Here is a 17,420-nt window from a genome sequence, read left to right as displayed (position 1 = left end):
CCGGCCGTTCCGACGCTACCGACCTTCGGGTGCACACGTCGGCGGTCTCCGTTCCGCTCTCCGGCGATTCACCGGAAACCCGGTGTCTGTTTTCGGTCATGTAACGGCATCACATACGACTCGCGCAGCGTCGATTCATCGGGAGAACCGGGGACCTCCCGAGCGAGGCCGGTGCGCCAGTGAGCGAACGCGGTTAGCATCGGTCCGGTGATCGGTCGCGACGCTCACACGTCTGGGTCGCGTCCTGCGGCAGAGCGCAATCGATGGCGTTTAATCGGCCAGTTCGGCTACACCTACACGTGCATGGACGCAACCGTCTGGGCGGTTGGCATGGCAGTGGCGATTAGCGCCCACTTCCTCTATCGGGGGTGGAAGTACGAAGAGTCGCTCACGTCCGGTGGGGGGACGTACGCGACCGCACGAACCGAATCTCGCGACGGGGAGCTCATCGACCCGGCGACCGTCGACACGGTCCGGTGTCGGAAGTGCGGGCGGCCGAACGAGTCGGAGTACCAGTTCTGCCGCCGGTGTACGACGCCGCTGCCGGAGCAGCCGTTCGCCGCGCCCTGCGACTGACGGCAGCCGCGGGGACGCAGTGCCGCCGTCGGGGTCTCGAACGCTGCAGAACCGGCAGGCGGCGACTGTTTCGGCCGGACTCGATCACGGGAGTTCGATCGCCAGATCGGCACTCTCGAGCCGGTAGTGCGGTGGTTCGAACGCGGTCGTGACTGCGTGGACGCCGACGCCGGCGTCCCGGACGCGACCGAGGAGGGCGGCGAACTCGGGGTCGACCTCGCGATACGGGCGGAATTGCTCGACGTCCGGTCGCTGGACGACGAACACCAGGTGGGCCTCGGCTCCGTCGTCGACCAGGGCCGCCAGACTGCGGAGGTGGCGGCGACCGCGTTCGGTCTGGCGGTCGGGGAACTTGGCGACGCCGTCGTCGACGTGCGTCGAGGACTTGACCTCGACGTAGACGTCCGCCCCGGTCGGCGTTTCGAGTCGAAAGTCCGCGCGCCCGTGATCGGGAAGTTGCGGCTCGCGTTTCACGAGGGAATAGCCCTCGAAGGCAGGAAGGGCGTCACGGACGAGTAGCTGCTCGAAGAGGTCGTTGGCCAGCGCAGCGCGGACGCTCACGTAGGTGTCGTCGACGCGGACGGCGATGGCGTCGTGGTCCGTCGCTCGCTCGGGATCGTCGACGGGCGTACAGAGAACTTCTGCGCCGGGTTCGAGGATGTTCTCCAGCGCGCCGGGATCGCCGAGGAAGGCGCGTTCCGGCTCGTCGTCGAAACGCACGCGGACGACGAACCGGTTCGGCCGGTCGACGATCGTGCCTGCGACGAGGGCGTCCTCGTACGTGACTAGCGGCTCCATGCTACAAGGGGGTCGGTGGTGGTGCATTACCGTTTCGTCGGTAGCGTCCCGATCGCGGGTGGACGGCTGCCTGCGAGGGGCCGCTACACTCTGTTCGCGATGGCTTCGCGGATAGTCAGGCCCTCACCGACGACGTCGCGGCGGTAGTGCATGTAGACGGCGCCCAGCGGCGGTTGCAGGATGTACGCCAGCGCGATGGGGAGGACTGCCTCGGTCGGTGGGAAGCCGGGGGCGGCGACGATGGCCACGGCGATCGAGAGGTTTCGCATGCTCGTCGCGTACACCAGCGCGACCGAGCGGTCGGGTTCGAGGAACGCGCGCCCGATGAACGAGCCGATGCCGAGCAGCAGCGCGTAGAAGACGACGAGCGGGACGATCGCACTCGCCGAGGCGAGCGGGTCCGCGAGGATGCTCTGTGAGCGCATCGCCATCGCAATGAAGACGATGAGCATGACGCCGAGGGAACTGAGACCACCGAACGTCGGCTTCATGCGCTTGAACTCCTCGGTGCTGTAGCGCTGGAGGAGACCCCACCGGGTGATCGAGCCGGCGACCATCGGCACGAGGACGATCAGGCCGAGCTGGCGGTACAGCGCCGTCGGCTCGAACCCCACGTTGCCCGGAATCAACACCGACAGGTACGCCGGCAGGACGGCGATGGCCACGAGGAGGTTCGCTGCCATCGCGACGAGCGCCGTCTCGAGGTCGCCTTTCGCCAGGCCGGTCCACGCCGCGGTCATCCCCGAGGTCGGAATGAGCGCGATGAAGTACAGGCCGATGGCGAACGCGAGGTTCCCTGCGAAGAACGTCCGGGCGAGGCCGATCGCGAGCAGCGGCGCGAGGCCGAAGTTGATCAGCAGGCTCAGCCCGACCGGCTTCGCGTGCCCGCGGACGTTCAGAATCTCCCGCACGTCGATGTTGATCATCATCGGGTAGATCATCAGGAACAACACCGGCAGGATCGCGGCTTTCAGCAGCCCCTTGATCTCCGGTCCCGCGACCTGCCCGAACGCCAGCCCGGCCACCAACGAGCCGAGAACGACGTAGATGAGGTGGTCCTTGAGCTGCGTGAGGTATCTGCGAACCATTATTGGTTGTTGTGCACCAGATATACAATAGCATTCCGGTCTGGCTGGTGGAATTGGCCTGTCGGTTTTGGAAAATACAGTGTGCTGTATTGGTGTTGTGTGTCGGTCGAAAGACCGGGCTGACGTCGAGCCTAGGCGGACAGTTCTCGGCCGTCGGTCGTCCATTCACCGAGCGGGTACTCGGTGCTATCCGTGGCGTCGAACCGATTGAGTCGCTCGGCCATCAGCACCCGGTAGATGGCGCGTTTGCTCTCGTCCAGTCGGTGTTCGCGCAGGTGCACGCTCGCACAGTCTTTGACCGCGTCGCGGGTCTCGAACTGGTCCATGCGACAGACCCGCGCCTGTTCGCAGACGGGACACGTGAGAACGCCGAGTTCGACCATGCCTACCGTTCACGCGATTTGGAAAAAGGCGCTGCTATGAGCCCTATTGAGCGATATGTAGCTCTTCGGCCTGTCGTGGGACGTGGCGACGTACTGATTCGTCGAGCGCCGACCGGGTGCAGCAGCTCCGTCGTCTGGCTGCGGTATCGCAGCCGGCCGCCCCGGTGGCAGCCGTCGCGAAAATATGGGACAGAAATCAGCGTCGTGCGCGCCGGGCGGTCCGGCGAGCGCGACGGGTGTTATGGGTCTGCGGGTCCGCGCTTACTCTTCGGTGAGCAGGCGGCGGAGCACGAGGTGCAGGACGCCCCCGTTCTCGATGTACTTGACGGCGGCCGGCGTGGACACCTGTGCGGTGACGTTGAACTCGGTGGTCTCGCCGTCGTCGTCCTCGGCGACCACGGTGAGTTCGTCGTTCATCTCGAGGCCGTCGTCGAGGCCCTCGATGGAGAACACTTCGGTGCCGTCGAGGCCGAGCTCTTCCCAGCCCTCGCCGTCCTCGAACTGCAGGGGCAGCACGCCCATGCCCAGCAGGTTGTCGCGGTAGATCCGCTCGTAGCTCTTGGCGATGGTCGCGCGGATGCCCAGCAGGTCGGTCCCTTTGGCAGCCCAGTCGCGGCTGGAGCCGGTCCCGAACTCTTCGCCGGACATGACGATCAGCGGCGTGTCGTCGTCGCGGTAGCGCTCGCTCGCCTCGAAGACGGTGGTCTCCTCGCCGGACGGCAGGTGCTTGGCGTAGCCGCCCTGCTTGCCGTCGAGCATCTCGTTTTCGATGCGGACGTTCGCGAAGGTGCCGCGCATCATGACTTCGTGGTTGCCACGGCGGGAGCCGTACGTGTTGAACTCGTACGGTTCGACGCCGCGCTCCTTGAGCCACTGGCCGGCGGGCAGGTCCTCACCGAACGGCCCGGCGGGGCTGATGTGGTCGGTGGTGACCGTGTCGCCCAGCGTCATGAGACAGCGGGCGTTGGCGATGTCCTCGACGCCCGGCTCCTCGAGCGGGAAGTCCTGGAAGAACGGCGGCTCGCGGATGTAGGTGGACTCGTCGTCCCAGTCGTAGACCTCGCCCGTCGGTGCGTCGAGCGCTTCCCAGCGTTCGTCGCCCTCGTAGACGGAGGCGTACTTCTCCTCGAACATCTCCGGGGAGACGCTGTTGTGCACCATGTCGTGGATCTCGTCGGTGGACGGCCAGATGTCCTCGAGGTAGACCGGCTCGCCCTCGTCGTCGGTGCCCAGCGGCTCCTCTTCGAGGTCGATGTCCATGTTCCCGGCGAGGCCGTACGCGACGACCAGCGGCGGGCTGGCGAGGTAGTTCGCGGCGATCTTCGGGTGGATACGCGCCTCGAAGTTGCGGTTGCCCGAGAGCACGCTGGTCGCCCAGAGGTCGTGCTCGTCGATGGCGTCCTCGATGGGGTCCTGGAGCGGGCCGGAGTTCCCGATACAGGTCGTACAGCCGTAGCCGACGACGCTGTAGCCGAGTTCCTCCATGTAGTCCATGAGACCGGACTCTTCGAGGTAGGCCGTGACGACGCGGCTGCCGGGTGCGAGGCTCGTCTTCACGTAGTCAGGCACGTCGAGGCCTTTCTCGACGGCGTTGCGAGCCAGCAGGCCGGCCGCCAGCATCACGGACGGGTTGGAGGTGTTCGTACAGGAGGTGATCGCGCTGACCAGGACGCTGCCGTGGCCGATCTCGACGTCGGTGCCGTCTTCGAGCGTGACGGGCACCTTGTCGTCGAGGTCGAGGCCCTGCTCGACGGCTGCGGCGCCGTCGGCTTCGACGACGTTCTGCTCTTCGAGCAGGTTCGGGAAGTGGTCGTCGAGGTCGCCCATCGGGATGCGCGAGTGGGGCTTCTTGTGACCGGCGAGGCTCGGCTCGACGGTGCTGAGGTCGAACTCGACGGTCTCGGTGAACTCGGGGTCCTGCTCGCCGAACAGGCCCTGTGCTTCGAGGTACTCCTTGACGAGTTCGATGTGGTCTTCGTCACGACCCGTGAGTTCGAGGTACTCGAGGGTCTTGTCGTCGACCGGGAACATGCTGATGGTCGACCCCTGCTCGGGCGCCATGTTGGAGATGGTCGCGCGGTCGGCGACGGTGAGGTTCTCGACGCCGGGACCGTAGAACTCGACGAAGCGGTCGACGACGCCGACTTCGCGGAGCTTCTCGGTCAGGTGGAGCACGAGGTCGGTCGCGGTCGCGCCCTCGGGGAGGTCGCCCTCCAGGCGGACGCCGACGACTTCCGGCAGACCCATGGTGATCGGCTGGCCGAGCATCGCGGCCTCGGCCTCGATCCCACCGACACCCCAGCCGACGACGCCGATGCCGCCGATCATGGGCGTGTGGCTGTCCGTGCCGACGAGCGAGTCCGGGAACAGCCACTGGTCGCCGTCCTCCTCGCGGTTGTGGACGACGCGACCGAGGTGTTCGAGGTTGACCTGGTGGACGATCCCGGTTCCCGGCGGGACGACCTCGAAGTTGTCGAAGGCCTGCTGTGCCCACTTGATCGAGCGGTAGCGCTCCTCGTTGCGCTCGTACTCGAGTTCGACGTTCTTCTCGTAGGCGTCCTCGTCGCCGAAGTAGTCGACCTGGACGCTGTGGTCGATCACGAGGTCACACGGGATCTCGGGCTCGACGATGCTCGGGTCCTGGTCCTTGCGGTCGACGGCCGAACGCAGTGCCGCCAGGTCGACGACGGCCGGCACGCCGGTCAGGTCCTGCAGCACGACGCGGGACGGCTGGAAGGGCATCTCGACGTCCGGCACGTCCGGCTCCCAGGAGGCGGCGTTGCGCACGTCGTCGGCGGTGACGTTCTCGCCGTCCATGTTCCGGATGACCGATTCCAGCAGCACGCGAATGCTCACTGGGAGCTTGTCGAGCTCACAGAGGCCTTCCTCTTCCAGGGCGGTGAGATCCGCCATCTTGTACGTCTCTCCGTCGTGTTCGAATTCACGAATCGCTCCGAACGGATCGCTTTCTGTCATTGCTTGCCTCAGAATAGAGGGCACTATATATACTAACTCCGAATCCAGTGTCCTGATAAATGATTATGGTTGCCGGGGTCGGCCGGTCCCTGTCGACCACGGGTGAATCGAAAGTGTTGGCGACGCTACCGCGAAGAATCCGGGGTCGAATTCGCCGCCCGAGCGACCGGATTCTGCGGCAAAGCAACAGTTATTTTACCGGGGGTTGCGGTTGCTGTGCGGCTTGTTGTCCGATCGGTCGCTGCTGTGCGTGCCGGGCAGACGCGTGGTGAGACGCCGGTGGCTGGATTCGTTGCGGCGGGTGCCCGAGTTCGCGCTGAACCGAGGCGACGCGCTGGCCCATCTCCTGCGTGCGGCGACGATCCTCGTCGATCTCGACCGACGTGATGACGCGGTCGTCCGGGATGGCCTGGTGGGCGGCCTGCACGGCGGCGAACACCTGCTCGACGCTGTCGGCTTCGATGATCGTGTCCGTCGCGGTCGTCTGGTAGGAGACGGGGAACCGATCGAGGGCGCGGAGCGCGCTGGCGATCGCGGTGGACATGCTCCCCTCGCGGACGGGGATCACCTCGAATCGTGCAATGACAGACATGGCTGGATACCTGACACCGCCGGGACGGTCGCCTGACCGCCGACGGCGCGTCTGGTGGTAACTACGAACACGGACAAAAGTACTTTCGCGGACTGGCGAGAGGTCGGCGTCCGCGACGCCGCGACGGCGGCTCCGGGCCGTCACTCCCGCTCGCGTCCGGTCGAAACCAGAGCGGCGACCGGGTTGCCGAGGCCACCGAGCACGCAACCGAGGAGGACGAGATACGTGACGAGTCCCCAGGCGATCGCGCCGAGCGCCCACGGCGCGGACCACACCGCCCAGAGGGCGACCCAGCCGAGGGCGACGACGCCGGCCAGCGCGACGCCCGGTCGCTCCCAGACCGTCAGGAGCACCGACGAATACCGGAGGAAGATCGCTTCCAGCGCGACCGCCCCGGCGATCCCGCTGCCGACTGCGAGCGGCCGACCGAACGCGCCGACACCGCTCGTCAGCACGCCGACCGCGACGACTACAGCGAGGCTCCCGACCGCCAACAGCCCGTCGCGGTAGTACAGTCGCATCTCGGTCCCGCCCTCACTGGACGGCCGCCGGTTCGGCGAGGGGTTCCTCGACGTCGAGGAACGCCGCGCTCCGCTCCCAGAGGCGGCGCTGGGCGTCGCGGTTGCGCGCCTCTCGCGACGGTTTCCGCGGCTGTCGCTTCGAGAAGTACCGCCCCGAGACGCCCGCGACCTCGTCGGACGCCGCCAGGTAGACGAGCCCCGCGGCGCCGTCTTCGACGGAGGTCACCAGCGGGAGGCCGTCGAGCAGCGAGATCGTCTCCGGGAGCGGCGACGGGAGGAACCGCGAGAAGCCCGAGCCGGGGATCGCGCCCGGATGGAGCGTGTTCGAGGTGACGTCGCGGCCGGCCGCGTCGAGACGGCGCGCCAGCGCGAGCGCGAACTGGACGTTCGCGAGCTTCGAGCGCTGGTAGGCGCGCCAGCCGGTGTGGCGCTCGACGTCGGTCACCTCGTCGAGGTCGAGGCGGACCCCGCGATGGGCCAGCGAGCCGGTCGTCACGACGCGGCCGCCGTCGGCCACGTGGTCGAGCAATTCCGTGGTGAGCAGGAACGGCGCGAGGTGGTTGACGTGGAACGTGTACTCGACGCCGAGGTCCGTGAGCCGCCCGTCGCGGGACATCCCGCCGGCGTTGTTCACCAGCACGTCGAGCTCGTCGGTGTCGTTCTTGACTGTCTCGGCCAGTTCCCGGACGGCCTCGACGTCGGCGAAGTCCGCTTGGACGAACCGGGCGTCCGACCCCAGCTCCCGGAGTTCGTCGACGACTGTCGCCCCTGCGTCGGCGTCGCGGCCGTGGACGATCACGTCCGCGCCGAGTCTGGCCAGCGACAGCGCCGTCTGCCGGCCGATGCCGCTCGTCGAGCCGGTGACGAGCGCCCGCGTCCCCGAGAGATCCCTGTTCGTAACCCCCGCGCGCTGTTCCGGTGCGCGTGACATTGGTTTCGAATAGCGCTACAGCAACAAAAACCATCGTGAACGGGAACCAACTGTAATCGTGATGGTCGTGCGGACCGTCCGTGCAGGGCGGACCGGGAGAGGCGGGTCTTTTATAATGGTCAGCGAGGCGAATACCCCGACCCACCGTGGTCGGGGATGAAGCCGACAACTCGTGAGACAAACCACTAAGTGACAACATCAATAATCAAGAGACAGCGATGGAATACAGTCACCGCTACCACGCCTACCCGACACAAGAGGTAGCGGCACGACTGGAACATCATCTAAACGTTCATCGCCAACTCTACAACCACGTCCGCTGGGACTACGAGAACAGTCCAGAGGACGACAAGCCGAGCGAGTACGACCAGAACAACAAACTCCCCGAATGGAAGCGCAAGTGGCCAGTGTTCAGTGAATTGCACTCGAAAGCCGCCCAAGCCACCGTCGCTCGCTTCCACCGCAACCTCTCGAACCTTCGCAAGAAGAAGGAGAAGGGGTACAACATCGGTCGGCTCAAACGGCAAGCACCCGCCGAGTATAGGAGTGTGACGTACAACCAGTCTGGTTTCGACCTCGATGAAAAGAGGGGCCACGACAAATACGGCTACGTCCGCTTCAGCAAGATCGGCTGGGTAAAACTCCGGTATTCTCGCCCGATTCCCGACCACGCCACGATCAAAGAGGTCACATTCAAAAAAGAACGAAATGGCGAGTGGTTCGTCTCCTTCGGACTGGAAACCGACGACGCTAACCTCCCCGAGAAACCTGCTGTGGACTCATTAGACACGAGCAACAGCGTCGGGATCGACCTCGGCATTCTCAACTACATCCACACCAGCGATGGCAAGACCGTGGATTGGCTTGACCTCGAAGACGACTACGAGCGTCTTTGCCGCGAACAACGGAAATTGTCTCGAAAAGAGAAGGGGTCGAACAACTACGAGAAACAACGAGTCGAAGTTGCCAAAGTCACGCGTCGGATTCGTCGGAAGGTTCTGGACTATCAGCACAAAATCACGACATGGCTCGTCAAAGAATACGACGCCGTGTTTGTTGAAGACTTGAACATCCAGAGTATGCTTCAGGGCGACGGGAACGCTCGGAACAAGCAGGATACGGCGTGGCGACAGTTCATCACCCTCCTCGAATACAAGGCCGAGTTGTACGGGACGCACGTCGTGCAGGTTGAAGCACGAGGGACGACGAAGGAGTGCGCGTCGTGTGGTGTGGAGACGTCGAAGCCCATCTGGGTCAGGGAACATTCGTGTCCGTCGTGTGGGTTCGAGACGGATAGGGATGCGAACGCGGCGATGAACGTTCTGAAGCGCGGTTTTTCTGAACTAGGGCTGGGATGGCCCGAAGGAACGCCTGTGGAGACTGTGACCGCTACGGACGCCGCTGATTTCCAGCGTGTGTCTGCAAGTCACGTCTTAGAAACAGGAAGCCTACCCTCGTGAGAGCAGGATTCCCCGCGCCACCGTGCGCGGGGTAACATTCAACTCCGCGACGCTCCTCGGTCGGAGTAATGTCGACCCACCGGGCGACCGTCACCTGTCCGTCCTGCGACCTCGAAGAGACGTTCGAGAAGCTCCAGGCAGCGCGCACGTGCATCGAGAACCACCGCGCCGAGACGGGGCACGACCCGGCGTGGGAACTGCACGGCCTCTCTTCGGGCGTCGAACGCGCCGGCGAGGCGGCCGGCGTCTGTGGCGTCCCAGGCAGCGATGAGCCGCTGACCGAGTGACGGTCACTCGCCGTCCCGCCGCCACCGTCGAGTCGGAAGACTACTAACAGCTGCGTGAGAAGTCGCCGAGCAAGGACATGGGACGGACTCTCGAAGACCACGCGACGTTCTTGCGACAGCAGACGCAAGTGGAACTCCTCGACGCGATCGAGGAAGTCGCCGTCCACGATCACCTTGCGCTCATCTACGAGAACCGTCAAGAGCAGTTCGACGCCGCGCTCCCGTTCATCGAGGCGGGGCTCGAGAACGACGAGAAGTGCATCTACATCGCGGACGACAACCTGGTCGAAGACGTCACATCGGAGTTCGAAGCGCGCGGGATGGCCGTCGAGCGGGCGCTCGACAGCGGCGCGTTCGAGGTGGCGGTCCCGGCGGACACGTACCTGCGCGACGGCTACTTCGACCCCGACGAGATGCTGGCGTTCCTGGAGACGGAGACGGAAGCGGCGCTGGCCGAGGGGTTCGACGCGCTGCGGGTCACCGGAGAGATGACGTGGCAGCTCGGCGGCGACCCCGGGACGGAGCGGCTCATGGAGTACGAGGCCAAGCTGACGCCCTTCCTCGACGAGCACGCGTGTCTCGCCATCTGCCAGTACAACCGCACCCGGTTCTCCGACGAGGTCCTGCGCGGCGTCGTCGAGACGCACCCCCAGCTCATCTATCGCTACACCCTCTGTGAGAACCCGCACTTCGTCCCGCCCGAGGAGTTCCTGGCGACCGAGCACACCTGGAGTCTCGACAGAGTGCTCGATTCGCTGGTGGAGGGCCAGCGTTTGCGGAACCGGCTGCGAGACCGCGAGGTGCAACTCCAGGTGTTGAACCGCGCACTCCGACACAACCTCCGGAACAACGTCAACGTCGTCTTGAGCACGCTGGAGTTCCTCGAACGCGACCTCGGCGACGAGTACGCCGAGGAACTGGCCCGGATCCGCGACCACGGGGAGTCGCTCGTCCGGATGAGCGAGCAGGCCCGGCAGGCCAGCACCATTCTCGAACGAGCGGAGTCGTTCCAGACGGCCGACCTGACGCCGATCCTGACACGCCAACTCGAACGGGTCGAGCGACAGGTGTCCGACGCGGCCGTGACTGCGGAGTTGCCCGACCGCGCCCCCGTCCTCGCCGTCGACGGCATCGAACTGGCGTTCGAGGAGTTGCTCGACAACGCGATCCGCCACAACGACAGCGACGCGCCTCGCGTGCGCGTCGACGCGTCGTGTACGCCCAACGGAGCGGTCAACGTGCGGATCGCCGACAACGGGCCGGGCATTCCCGCCGACGACGCCGAGGTGTTGACCGGCGACCGCGACATCGACCAGCTCTTTCACGGCAGCGGGTTCGGCCTCTGGCTGGTCAACTGGCTGGTCGACCGGTCGCGCGGCACGCTCGCGTTCGAGGAAAACGAGCCGCGGGGGAGCGTGGTCGAGGTACGGCTCCCGCACGCGCGGGACGCGGACGCTCCCGACGGTCCACTCCACTAACGCGCCAGTCGCCGCTCAGGCCGGCGTCGAGACGTTCTGCAGGGTGACCTCGCGCTCGGCAGCGACGTGGCCGTCGACCGAGAGCGTCACCGGCCCGGATTCGGCCGCCGTGTACTCGGTCGACAGCTCCAGCGTCGCGGTCGCCGACTCGCCGGCTGCCACCTGGCGTTCGACGAGGTGGGACTCGTCGTCGTCGGCGATGCGCGCGGTCGGCCAGTACACCGCCGCCAGGAAGCGGCCGTCGGTGTCCGAGACGTTCCGAACCGTCAGCGTGACCGACAGGGCGTCGCCCTCGGAAACTATGTCCGGGACGGACAGTTCGTCGAGTTCGAAGCGGGGCGCGGGTGCTGCCAGCCGCGCGGTCGCGTCGGCGGACAGCGGCCACTCGGCGGGGTCGCTCCCGCCGAGTCGGATGCGCGGATTCGACGCCGAGAGCGGGGACGGGATCTCGAAGGCGAGGAACGACTCCCCGTCGCCGCCGAGACGGCGACCGACCGCCCCGCCCTCGTGACCCGCGACCGCGAAGTTCGCCGCGCCGACGGTGTCCGAGAGGCCGGACTCCCAGGACTGGTCGTCCGTCTCGAACGTAAACGATGGCAGGTCGTTCCGGTCGCTCCGCACCGTTGCGACCACGTATTGGGTTCCCTCGGCCGCCAGGACGCCACCTGACCCCATGATCGACTCGTACGTGACGGCTTTTCGGACGACGACGTCCTCGACGGTCACGCCGTCCGGCGACGGCGGGTCGTCGGGTGACGTGGTGGGCGACCCTGTCGGCGAACTCGTCGGGGAATCCGTCGTGGTGGGATCGCTCGGTTCCTCCTCCGGTGGGCCTGAGCCAGGGTCGGAGAGACAGCCAGCGAGTCCGACGAGACCGGCGCCGGCGAGCGTGAGGAGTTGCCGTCGGTGCATGCTCCACCGTTTTTCGGCACGCATCAAATGCCTTCAGGAGACACAAACACGTGTTTGACCGTTCGCGAGACCGTCGCTGTGCCGGATTGAACAACTTCGGGGTTGTGTTCTATGTGGGTCGATAACACTACATTTGCTAATTGCTACCGAATAGTCTGTGATATTTTACAATACATTCACCTGCGGTCCGGCGGACGTGCCTGTATGGACGATATTTTCGTCGCCCGGGTCATGTCCACCGGGTTGCACACCGTGCGGCCAGACACGCTCGTCGAGGACGCGGCACAGATCATGCTGGACAACGACATCGGGTCGGTCCTGGTCGTCGACGAGGACAACCAGCTCGCAGGCATTCTGACGACCACCGACTTCGTCACCATCGTCTCCGAGAGCAAACCGAAAGCCGAGACGTCGGTGTCGCGCTACATGACGACGGACGTGATCACGACGACGGCCCAGGACTCTATCCAGGACGTGGCCGACACGATGCTCGAAGAAGGGTTCCATCACATGCCGGTCGTCGACGAGGACGAGGGCCTCATCGGGATGGTCACGACGACCGACCTCGCGGCCTACATCTCGCAGGTTCAGACGCCGAACCCGTCGTAGCACCGCTGCGTACTGAAACGACCGCTCTTTTCGATCGGCACGACGCCCGCTGAACGGGGTATCGACAGCGAAAGAATCAGGTCGAGGAGAGTTTCCGACTGCTCAGGGCGACCACGAGCATGACGACGATGAGCACGACCGACAGCGCGTTGATCGTCGGCGTCAGCCCCGTCCGGAGCATCGTGTAGATGACGACCGGGACGGTGCTCGTGCCCGGGGAGATCAGGAACTGCGTCGCGGTGAACTCCCCGAAGGAGACGACGAAGGCGATGAACGCACCGGCGAGGATCGCCGGCGAGATGATCGGGCCGGTGATGTGCCGGAACGTCGTCACGGGGTCGGCTCCGAGCACGCGCGAAGCGCGCTCTAGGTCCTGGTCGTAGGTGACCAGTTCCGAGCGCACCAGCAGGAACACGTACGGCAGCGACAGCACCGTGTGCCCGAGGATGAGCGCGGGGAAGCCCGACGGGAGTTCGATCTGGCTGAAGTAGCGCACGAGGGCGATCCCCGTGATGACCGGCGAGATGATCATCGGGAGCAGCATGACCGTCGAGATCTGCTCTTTGTAGGGGAACTCCCCGCGGACGAAGCCGATGGCGGCGATCGTCCCGATGATGGCCGAGAGGATCGCCGACGCCGTCGCGACGAGCAGGCTCACCGTCAGCGCGTCCAGCAGTTGCTGGTCGGCCATGAGCTGCTCGTACCACTTGATCGAGAACCCCTCCTGGGGGATCGTCGGGAACGTCTGCGTGGTGAACGACGTCAGGATGACGATGACCACTGGCAGGAGCAGGAAGGCGAACACGACCGTGATGAGCGCACGGAAGGTGAGTCCTTCCAGCCGCTCCGTCGTACTCGTGCTCATATGTTACCGAGCGCCTCCTGCAGGTCGAAGACGGTGTTGAACACCAGCAGGGTGCCGACGAGCAACACGGTGTAGACGATGGCCAGCGCCGAGGCGAACTGGATGTTGAAGTTGGAGAGGAACGCCTGCGCGATGACGTTCGCGATCATCGTCTGCTTGGGCCCGCCCAGCACCGCCGGCCCGAGGAACGACCCGGCCGCGAGGATGAACACGATGAGTCCGGCGGCGACCAGTCCCGGCAGCGAGAGCGGGAAGATGACTTTCGCGATGGTGTGCCACTTCCCGGCGCCGAGGACGCGCGAGGCGTCGACGAGTTCGTCGTCGATGGCGTTCAGCGAGTTGTAGATCGGCAACACGGCGAAGGGCAGGTACACGTTCGCCAGGCCGATGATGACCGCCGGCGTGGTGAACAGCAGTCCCGTCTCGATTCCCGTCAGGTCGGCCAACGGACCGGCCGGCGACAGAAAGAGCAGGATGCCGAAGTACCGGACGATGTACGCGATCCACAGCGGGACGATGATGAGCGTCATCGCCGTGCGGACGCGGTCGGTGCTGAAAGCGAGGAAGTACGACAGCATGTACGCGAGCGCGAGCGTGACGGCTGTCGTGACGACGCCGAACAGGAACGAGCGGACGAACGCGTCGACGTAGATGCCGTCCATCGCACGCAGGTAGGACTCGAACGGCGTCGACGAGTCGAGCGCTAAACTCTCCGGGATCAACAACAGGACCGGGAGAATGAAAAACAGGCCCACGAAGCCCAGGCCAAAGAGCGCCAGGTGGCGGTTGGCGACCCGGCCTTCGAGGCCCTCGCCGATGACGTGCGTGAGTCTGCCCAGGCCGCCCCGCTCGACGCTCATAGGACGATCACCCGCTCGGCCGGGAACCTGAGGTAGACGTCGTCGCCGATCTCGATGTCGGGGAAGCGCGTGGTGTGTGCGAGCGCCGTCGACTCGTCTTCGAGTTCGATCGTCATCTCCGCTCGGTTGCCGAGGTTCGCGATGTCGGTGACGGTGCCGAGGAACTCGTTTTCGGCGCCCGTCGGGTCGGGGCTCACGTCGATGTCCTCCGGACGGACGTACAGCGCGACCGACTGGTCGTCACTGACGCCCGAGTCGGGCAGCGTGATCCGCTTGCTGTCGTTGTAGACGACCGCCCGGCCGTCTTCGTGGGTGACCTGCCCGTCGAACTGCGTGGATTTGCCGACGAACTCCGCGACGAACGGGTTGGTCGGCGTCTCGTAGATCTCCTCGGGGCTGGCGATCTGCTGGGCCTTCCCGTCGTTCAGGACGACGACCTTGTCCGACATGGAGAGGGCGTCCTCCTGGTCGTGGGTGACGTACAGCGTCGTGACGCCGACCTCGCGCTGGATGCGGTTGAGCCAGCCGCGCATCTCCTCGCGGAGGACCCGATCCAGGCCCGTCAGGGGCTCGTCCAGCAGCAGGATGTCGGGTTCGTACGCGAGCGAGCGGGCCAGCGAGACGCGCTGTTGCTGACCGCCCGAGAGCTCGCCCGGCTTGTGGTCGCCGTGGTCGGGCATGTCCACGAGCTGGAGCGACTCCTCGACGCGGTCTTCGATGTCGCCCGTCGAGTAGCCGTGCATCTTCAGCCCGTAGGCGATGTTCTCCCGGACGGTCATGTGCGGGAACAGCGCCGTGGACTGGAACGCCATCCCGATGTTGCGTTTCTCGGGTGGCAGCTCCGTCACGTCCTCCCCGCGCAGGAGGATGCGGCCGTCGGTCGGTTCCACGAGTCCGGCGATCGCGTGCAGCGTGGTCGACTTCCCACAGCCGGAGGGACCGAGCAACGTGACGAACTCCCCTTCCTCGATGTGGAAGGAGAGGTCTTCGACGGCACAGAGATCACCATAGTACTTGGTGAAGTTCTCGACTTCGAGCATTGGATGTTAGTTCTGTTTGATCTTATCGAGGCGCTGCGTCCAGGCTTCCTGCTTGGGGAGGACCGTGTTCCAGTCACGGAACGCCAGGTCCTCGGCGGGCGCGTAGTCGGGCAGCTGCTTCATCTTCTTCGGCGGGTTCTTCACCTGAACCGTGTAGTTCATCTTATCCGAGAGGGTCAGGAGGTTCTCGCGTTTGTAGGTGTGGTTCAGCAGCTCGTGGGCTTTCTCGCGACTCTCCGATCCCTTGACGACGGCGAGGTTGTCGGCCCACCCCATCGCGCCTTCCTTGGGCATGACGTACTCGATGTTGTCGTAGCCCTCGTTCTGGAGTGCCAGGACGCGACCGCCCCAGGCCTCACAGATCCAGGCGTTCTCCTGACGAAGGTAGCGGATCGAGGTGGCGCCGTCGCCCCAGTAGGCGAAGACGTTCTGGTTCTCCTTTTTCGCCCGCTGGAACATTTTGTCCGTCTTGGACTGGTTCCCGGGGACCTCGTTGATGTTCATGCCCGCCGCGGTCGCGCTGTTCGAGAGCCGGTCGATCGTCCGGTCGATGAGCGACACTTTGCCCTCGTAGGCAGGATCGAGGACGGCGTCCCAGGAATCCAGGTTCTTGTTGATCTTGTCCGTGTTGTACGCGTAGCCGGTCGCTCCGTTCTCGCGGATGAGCCCCATCGTGTCCTCGCCGTTCATGTTGAACGACAGCGAGCGAGCGCTCTCCTTGATGTTTTTCTCGTAGTTGGGTACCTTCGAGAGGTCGATCGGGTCGAGGACGTCTTCCTTCTGTGCCCGGGCCATCCCGGTGTCGTTCAACGCGACGACGTCGAACGAGCCGGGGTTCTGCTTGATGAGCGAGATCATCTCCGTCGTTCCGCCAGCGGACGTGCCTTTGACGCTCGTCTCCGAGTCCCAGCCGTCGAACACGCCCATCTGCGCTTTCTGCGTGTTCCCACCGAAGCCGAGGAATCGGAGTTGACCGCCCGAGCCGCCACCGCCGCCGCCGCCGAGGATCGACGAACAACCCGCCAGAGCCGTCAACGTTCCTGCGCCTGCCGCTGCCAGCACGTCCCGTCGTTTGTGCATGTCTTTGTGTGACATTACCGTGAGGGTGTACTACACAATAACATAATAATCTTTCGTAGAACTCAACCCCCTGTTTGGGAAAATTCTCAAGTTCGACCTCTGGATTAGGAGCGAGCAAAATTTTATATGGCTAAATGATTTGAGTCTACGTAGTGGCTTGACCATGACAACGACAGACACAGCGACGGAGTCCCCGACGATCTACGAACGGGACGGGAACGTCGCACGCGTCCGCCTGAACCGGCCGGACAGTCTCAACGCGGTGACGCCCGCGTTGTACGAGGGAATCCGCGACGGACTCGACCGGGCCGCCGAGGAGGGCGCTCGCGTCGTCGTCCTCGAAGGCGAGGGTCGGGCCTTCTGTGTGGGCGCTGACATGGAGAAACATGACGAGACGGAACGCACCCAGAAGGAACGCCGGGAGTACGTCTGGCAGGCCCAGGAGGCTGCCGAAGCAGTCCAGACCCACCCCCAACCGGTGGTCGCGAAAGTACAGGGATACGCCATCGGTGCTGGTGCGGAACTGGCGCTGAGCGCGGACTTCATTCTGATGGCCGACGACGCCGAACTCCGTTTTCCGGAAGTCTCGATCGGGACCTACATCGGCGGCGGCGTCACCTACACGCTGGCCGACCGCGTCGGCCAGGCCCGCGCGAAGGAACTGATCCTCTCGGCCGCGTCGCTCACCGGCGAGGAAGCTGCCCACGAAGGCATCGTCACGAGCGCCCACGCCGAAGACGACCTCGACGACGCCGTCGACGACCTCGCTGCGGACCTGGCGGGGAACGCGCCGATCCCGATGGAGTTCGCCAAAGCGCAGTTCGGGCGCGTCGGCCGGGCGACGCGCGACGACATGCTCACGGCCGAGGCCGAAGCGCTGCTGGCCTGCATGGCGACCGACGACTGGCAGGAAGGCGTCGACGCGTTCGCCGAGGACCGCGACCCGTCGTTCGAGGGGGCCTGA

General features: G+C 65.2%; 18 protein-coding genes. 6 read left to right on the top strand and 12 right to left on the bottom strand.

Going from position 1 to position 17,420, the window contains the following annotated elements; translation table 11 throughout:
- Window positions 1-303: 303 nt before the first annotated feature.
- Window positions 304-576, top strand: a complete 273-nt coding sequence (locus MU553_RS16775) for a DUF7577 domain-containing protein (protein WP_247379583.1) — start codon at window positions 304-306, stop codon at window positions 574-576.
- 84 nt (window positions 577-660) lie between these two features.
- On the opposite strand, the gene sfsA is transcribed toward MU553_RS16775, so the two are convergent.
- The 7 genes from sfsA to MU553_RS16740 all read right to left on the bottom strand — a co-directional run bounded on the left by sfsA (window position 661) and on the right by MU553_RS16740 (window position 7,865).
- Window positions 661-1,374, bottom strand: coding sequence for a DNA/RNA nuclease SfsA (gene sfsA, locus MU553_RS16770; protein ID WP_247379581.1), 714 nt, complete (start codon window positions 1,372-1,374; stop codon window positions 661-663).
- 83 nt (window positions 1,375-1,457) lie between these two features.
- On the bottom strand, window positions 1,458-2,462 hold the full coding sequence (locus MU553_RS16765) for an arsenic resistance protein (RefSeq protein ID WP_247379578.1): 1,005 nt from the start codon (window positions 2,460-2,462) through the stop codon (window positions 1,458-1,460).
- A gap of 131 nt (window positions 2,463-2,593) precedes the next feature.
- Window positions 2,594-2,845 carry a hypothetical protein gene (locus MU553_RS16760; protein ID WP_247379576.1) on the bottom strand — a complete coding sequence of 84 codons (252 nt, stop codon included), beginning with the start codon at window positions 2,843-2,845 and terminating at the stop codon, window positions 2,594-2,596.
- A gap of 261 nt (window positions 2,846-3,106) precedes the next feature.
- Complete coding sequence (gene acnA / locus MU553_RS16755) at window positions 3,107-5,821, bottom strand: aconitate hydratase AcnA (RefSeq protein WP_247379574.1); 2,715 nt, start codon at window positions 5,819-5,821, stop codon at window positions 3,107-3,109.
- Between the two features lie 190 nt (window positions 5,822-6,011).
- Entirely contained in the window at window positions 6,012-6,413 is a 402-nt protein-coding gene (locus MU553_RS16750) for a thiamine-binding protein (RefSeq protein WP_247379572.1), read from the bottom strand.
- 140 nt (window positions 6,414-6,553) lie between these two features.
- Complete coding sequence (locus tag MU553_RS16745; RefSeq protein WP_247379569.1) at window positions 6,554-6,934, bottom strand: hypothetical protein; 381 nt, start codon at window positions 6,932-6,934, stop codon at window positions 6,554-6,556.
- Window positions 6,935-6,947: 13 nt separating this feature from the next.
- Window positions 6,948-7,865, bottom strand: coding sequence for an SDR family NAD(P)-dependent oxidoreductase (locus tag MU553_RS16740; RefSeq protein WP_247379566.1), 918 nt, complete (start codon window positions 7,863-7,865; stop codon window positions 6,948-6,950).
- 218 nt (window positions 7,866-8,083) lie between these two features.
- Here MU553_RS16740 and MU553_RS16735 point away from each other — a divergent pair, with 218 nt between their 5' ends.
- The 3 genes from MU553_RS16735 to MU553_RS16725 all read left to right on the top strand — a co-directional run bounded on the left by MU553_RS16735 (window position 8,084) and on the right by MU553_RS16725 (window position 11,090).
- Complete coding sequence (locus MU553_RS16735) at window positions 8,084-9,325, top strand: RNA-guided endonuclease InsQ/TnpB family protein (protein ID WP_247379563.1); 1,242 nt, start codon at window positions 8,084-8,086, stop codon at window positions 9,323-9,325.
- A gap of 68 nt (window positions 9,326-9,393) precedes the next feature.
- Window positions 9,394-9,612: a DUF7542 family protein gene (locus tag MU553_RS16730; protein WP_247379560.1), complete on the top strand. Its 219-nt coding sequence runs from the start codon at window positions 9,394-9,396 to the stop codon at window positions 9,610-9,612.
- A 77-nt stretch (window positions 9,613-9,689) separates the two neighbouring features.
- Window positions 9,690-11,090 (top strand): MEDS domain-containing protein, encoded by a 1,401-nt coding sequence (locus MU553_RS16725; protein ID WP_247379558.1) that lies wholly within the window; start codon window positions 9,690-9,692, stop codon window positions 11,088-11,090.
- Between the two features lie 15 nt (window positions 11,091-11,105).
- Here the strand turns inward: MU553_RS16725 and MU553_RS16720 are convergent, their stop codons facing one another.
- Window positions 11,106-12,002, bottom strand: coding sequence for a hypothetical protein (locus tag MU553_RS16720; protein ID WP_247379556.1), 897 nt, complete (start codon window positions 12,000-12,002; stop codon window positions 11,106-11,108).
- 204 nt (window positions 12,003-12,206) lie between these two features.
- Here MU553_RS16720 and MU553_RS16715 point away from each other — a divergent pair, with 204 nt between their 5' ends.
- Window positions 12,207-12,611: a CBS domain-containing protein gene (locus tag MU553_RS16715; RefSeq protein WP_247379554.1), complete on the top strand. Its 405-nt coding sequence runs from the start codon at window positions 12,207-12,209 to the stop codon at window positions 12,609-12,611.
- Window positions 12,612-12,687: 76 nt separating this feature from the next.
- On the opposite strand, the gene MU553_RS16710 is transcribed toward MU553_RS16715, so the two are convergent.
- From MU553_RS16710 to MU553_RS16695, 4 genes are read right to left on the bottom strand one after another with little or no spacing between them, the layout of a single operon-like run.
- Complete coding sequence (locus tag MU553_RS16710) at window positions 12,688-13,476, bottom strand: ABC transporter permease (protein ID WP_247379551.1); 789 nt, start codon at window positions 13,474-13,476, stop codon at window positions 12,688-12,690.
- On the bottom strand, window positions 13,473-14,336 hold the full coding sequence (locus MU553_RS16705) for an ABC transporter permease (protein WP_247379549.1): 864 nt from the start codon (window positions 14,334-14,336) through the stop codon (window positions 13,473-13,475). The genes MU553_RS16710 and MU553_RS16705 overlap by 4 nt, the downstream gene beginning before the upstream one ends.
- On the bottom strand, window positions 14,333-15,376 hold the full coding sequence (locus MU553_RS16700) for an ABC transporter ATP-binding protein (protein WP_247379547.1): 1,044 nt from the start codon (window positions 15,374-15,376) through the stop codon (window positions 14,333-14,335). Before MU553_RS16700 ends, MU553_RS16705 begins: the two co-directional genes overlap by 4 nt.
- Before the next feature lie 6 nt (window positions 15,377-15,382).
- Window positions 15,383-16,471: an ABC transporter substrate-binding protein gene (locus tag MU553_RS16695; RefSeq protein WP_247379545.1), complete on the bottom strand. Its 1,089-nt coding sequence runs from the start codon at window positions 16,469-16,471 to the stop codon at window positions 15,383-15,385.
- Window positions 16,472-16,619: 148 nt separating this feature from the next.
- Between MU553_RS16695 and MU553_RS16690 the strand changes: the two genes are divergently transcribed.
- The gene (locus MU553_RS16690; protein WP_247379543.1) at window positions 16,620-17,420 is read left to right on the top strand and encodes an enoyl-CoA hydratase/isomerase family protein; all 801 of its coding nucleotides are present in this window, start codon (window positions 16,620-16,622) and stop codon (window positions 17,418-17,420) included.

The sequence above is a fragment of the Halorientalis brevis genome, assembly GCF_023077655.1.
The sequence above is the reverse complement of the archived record's forward strand: the minus strand, read 5'-3'. Positions and strand labels throughout refer to the sequence as shown.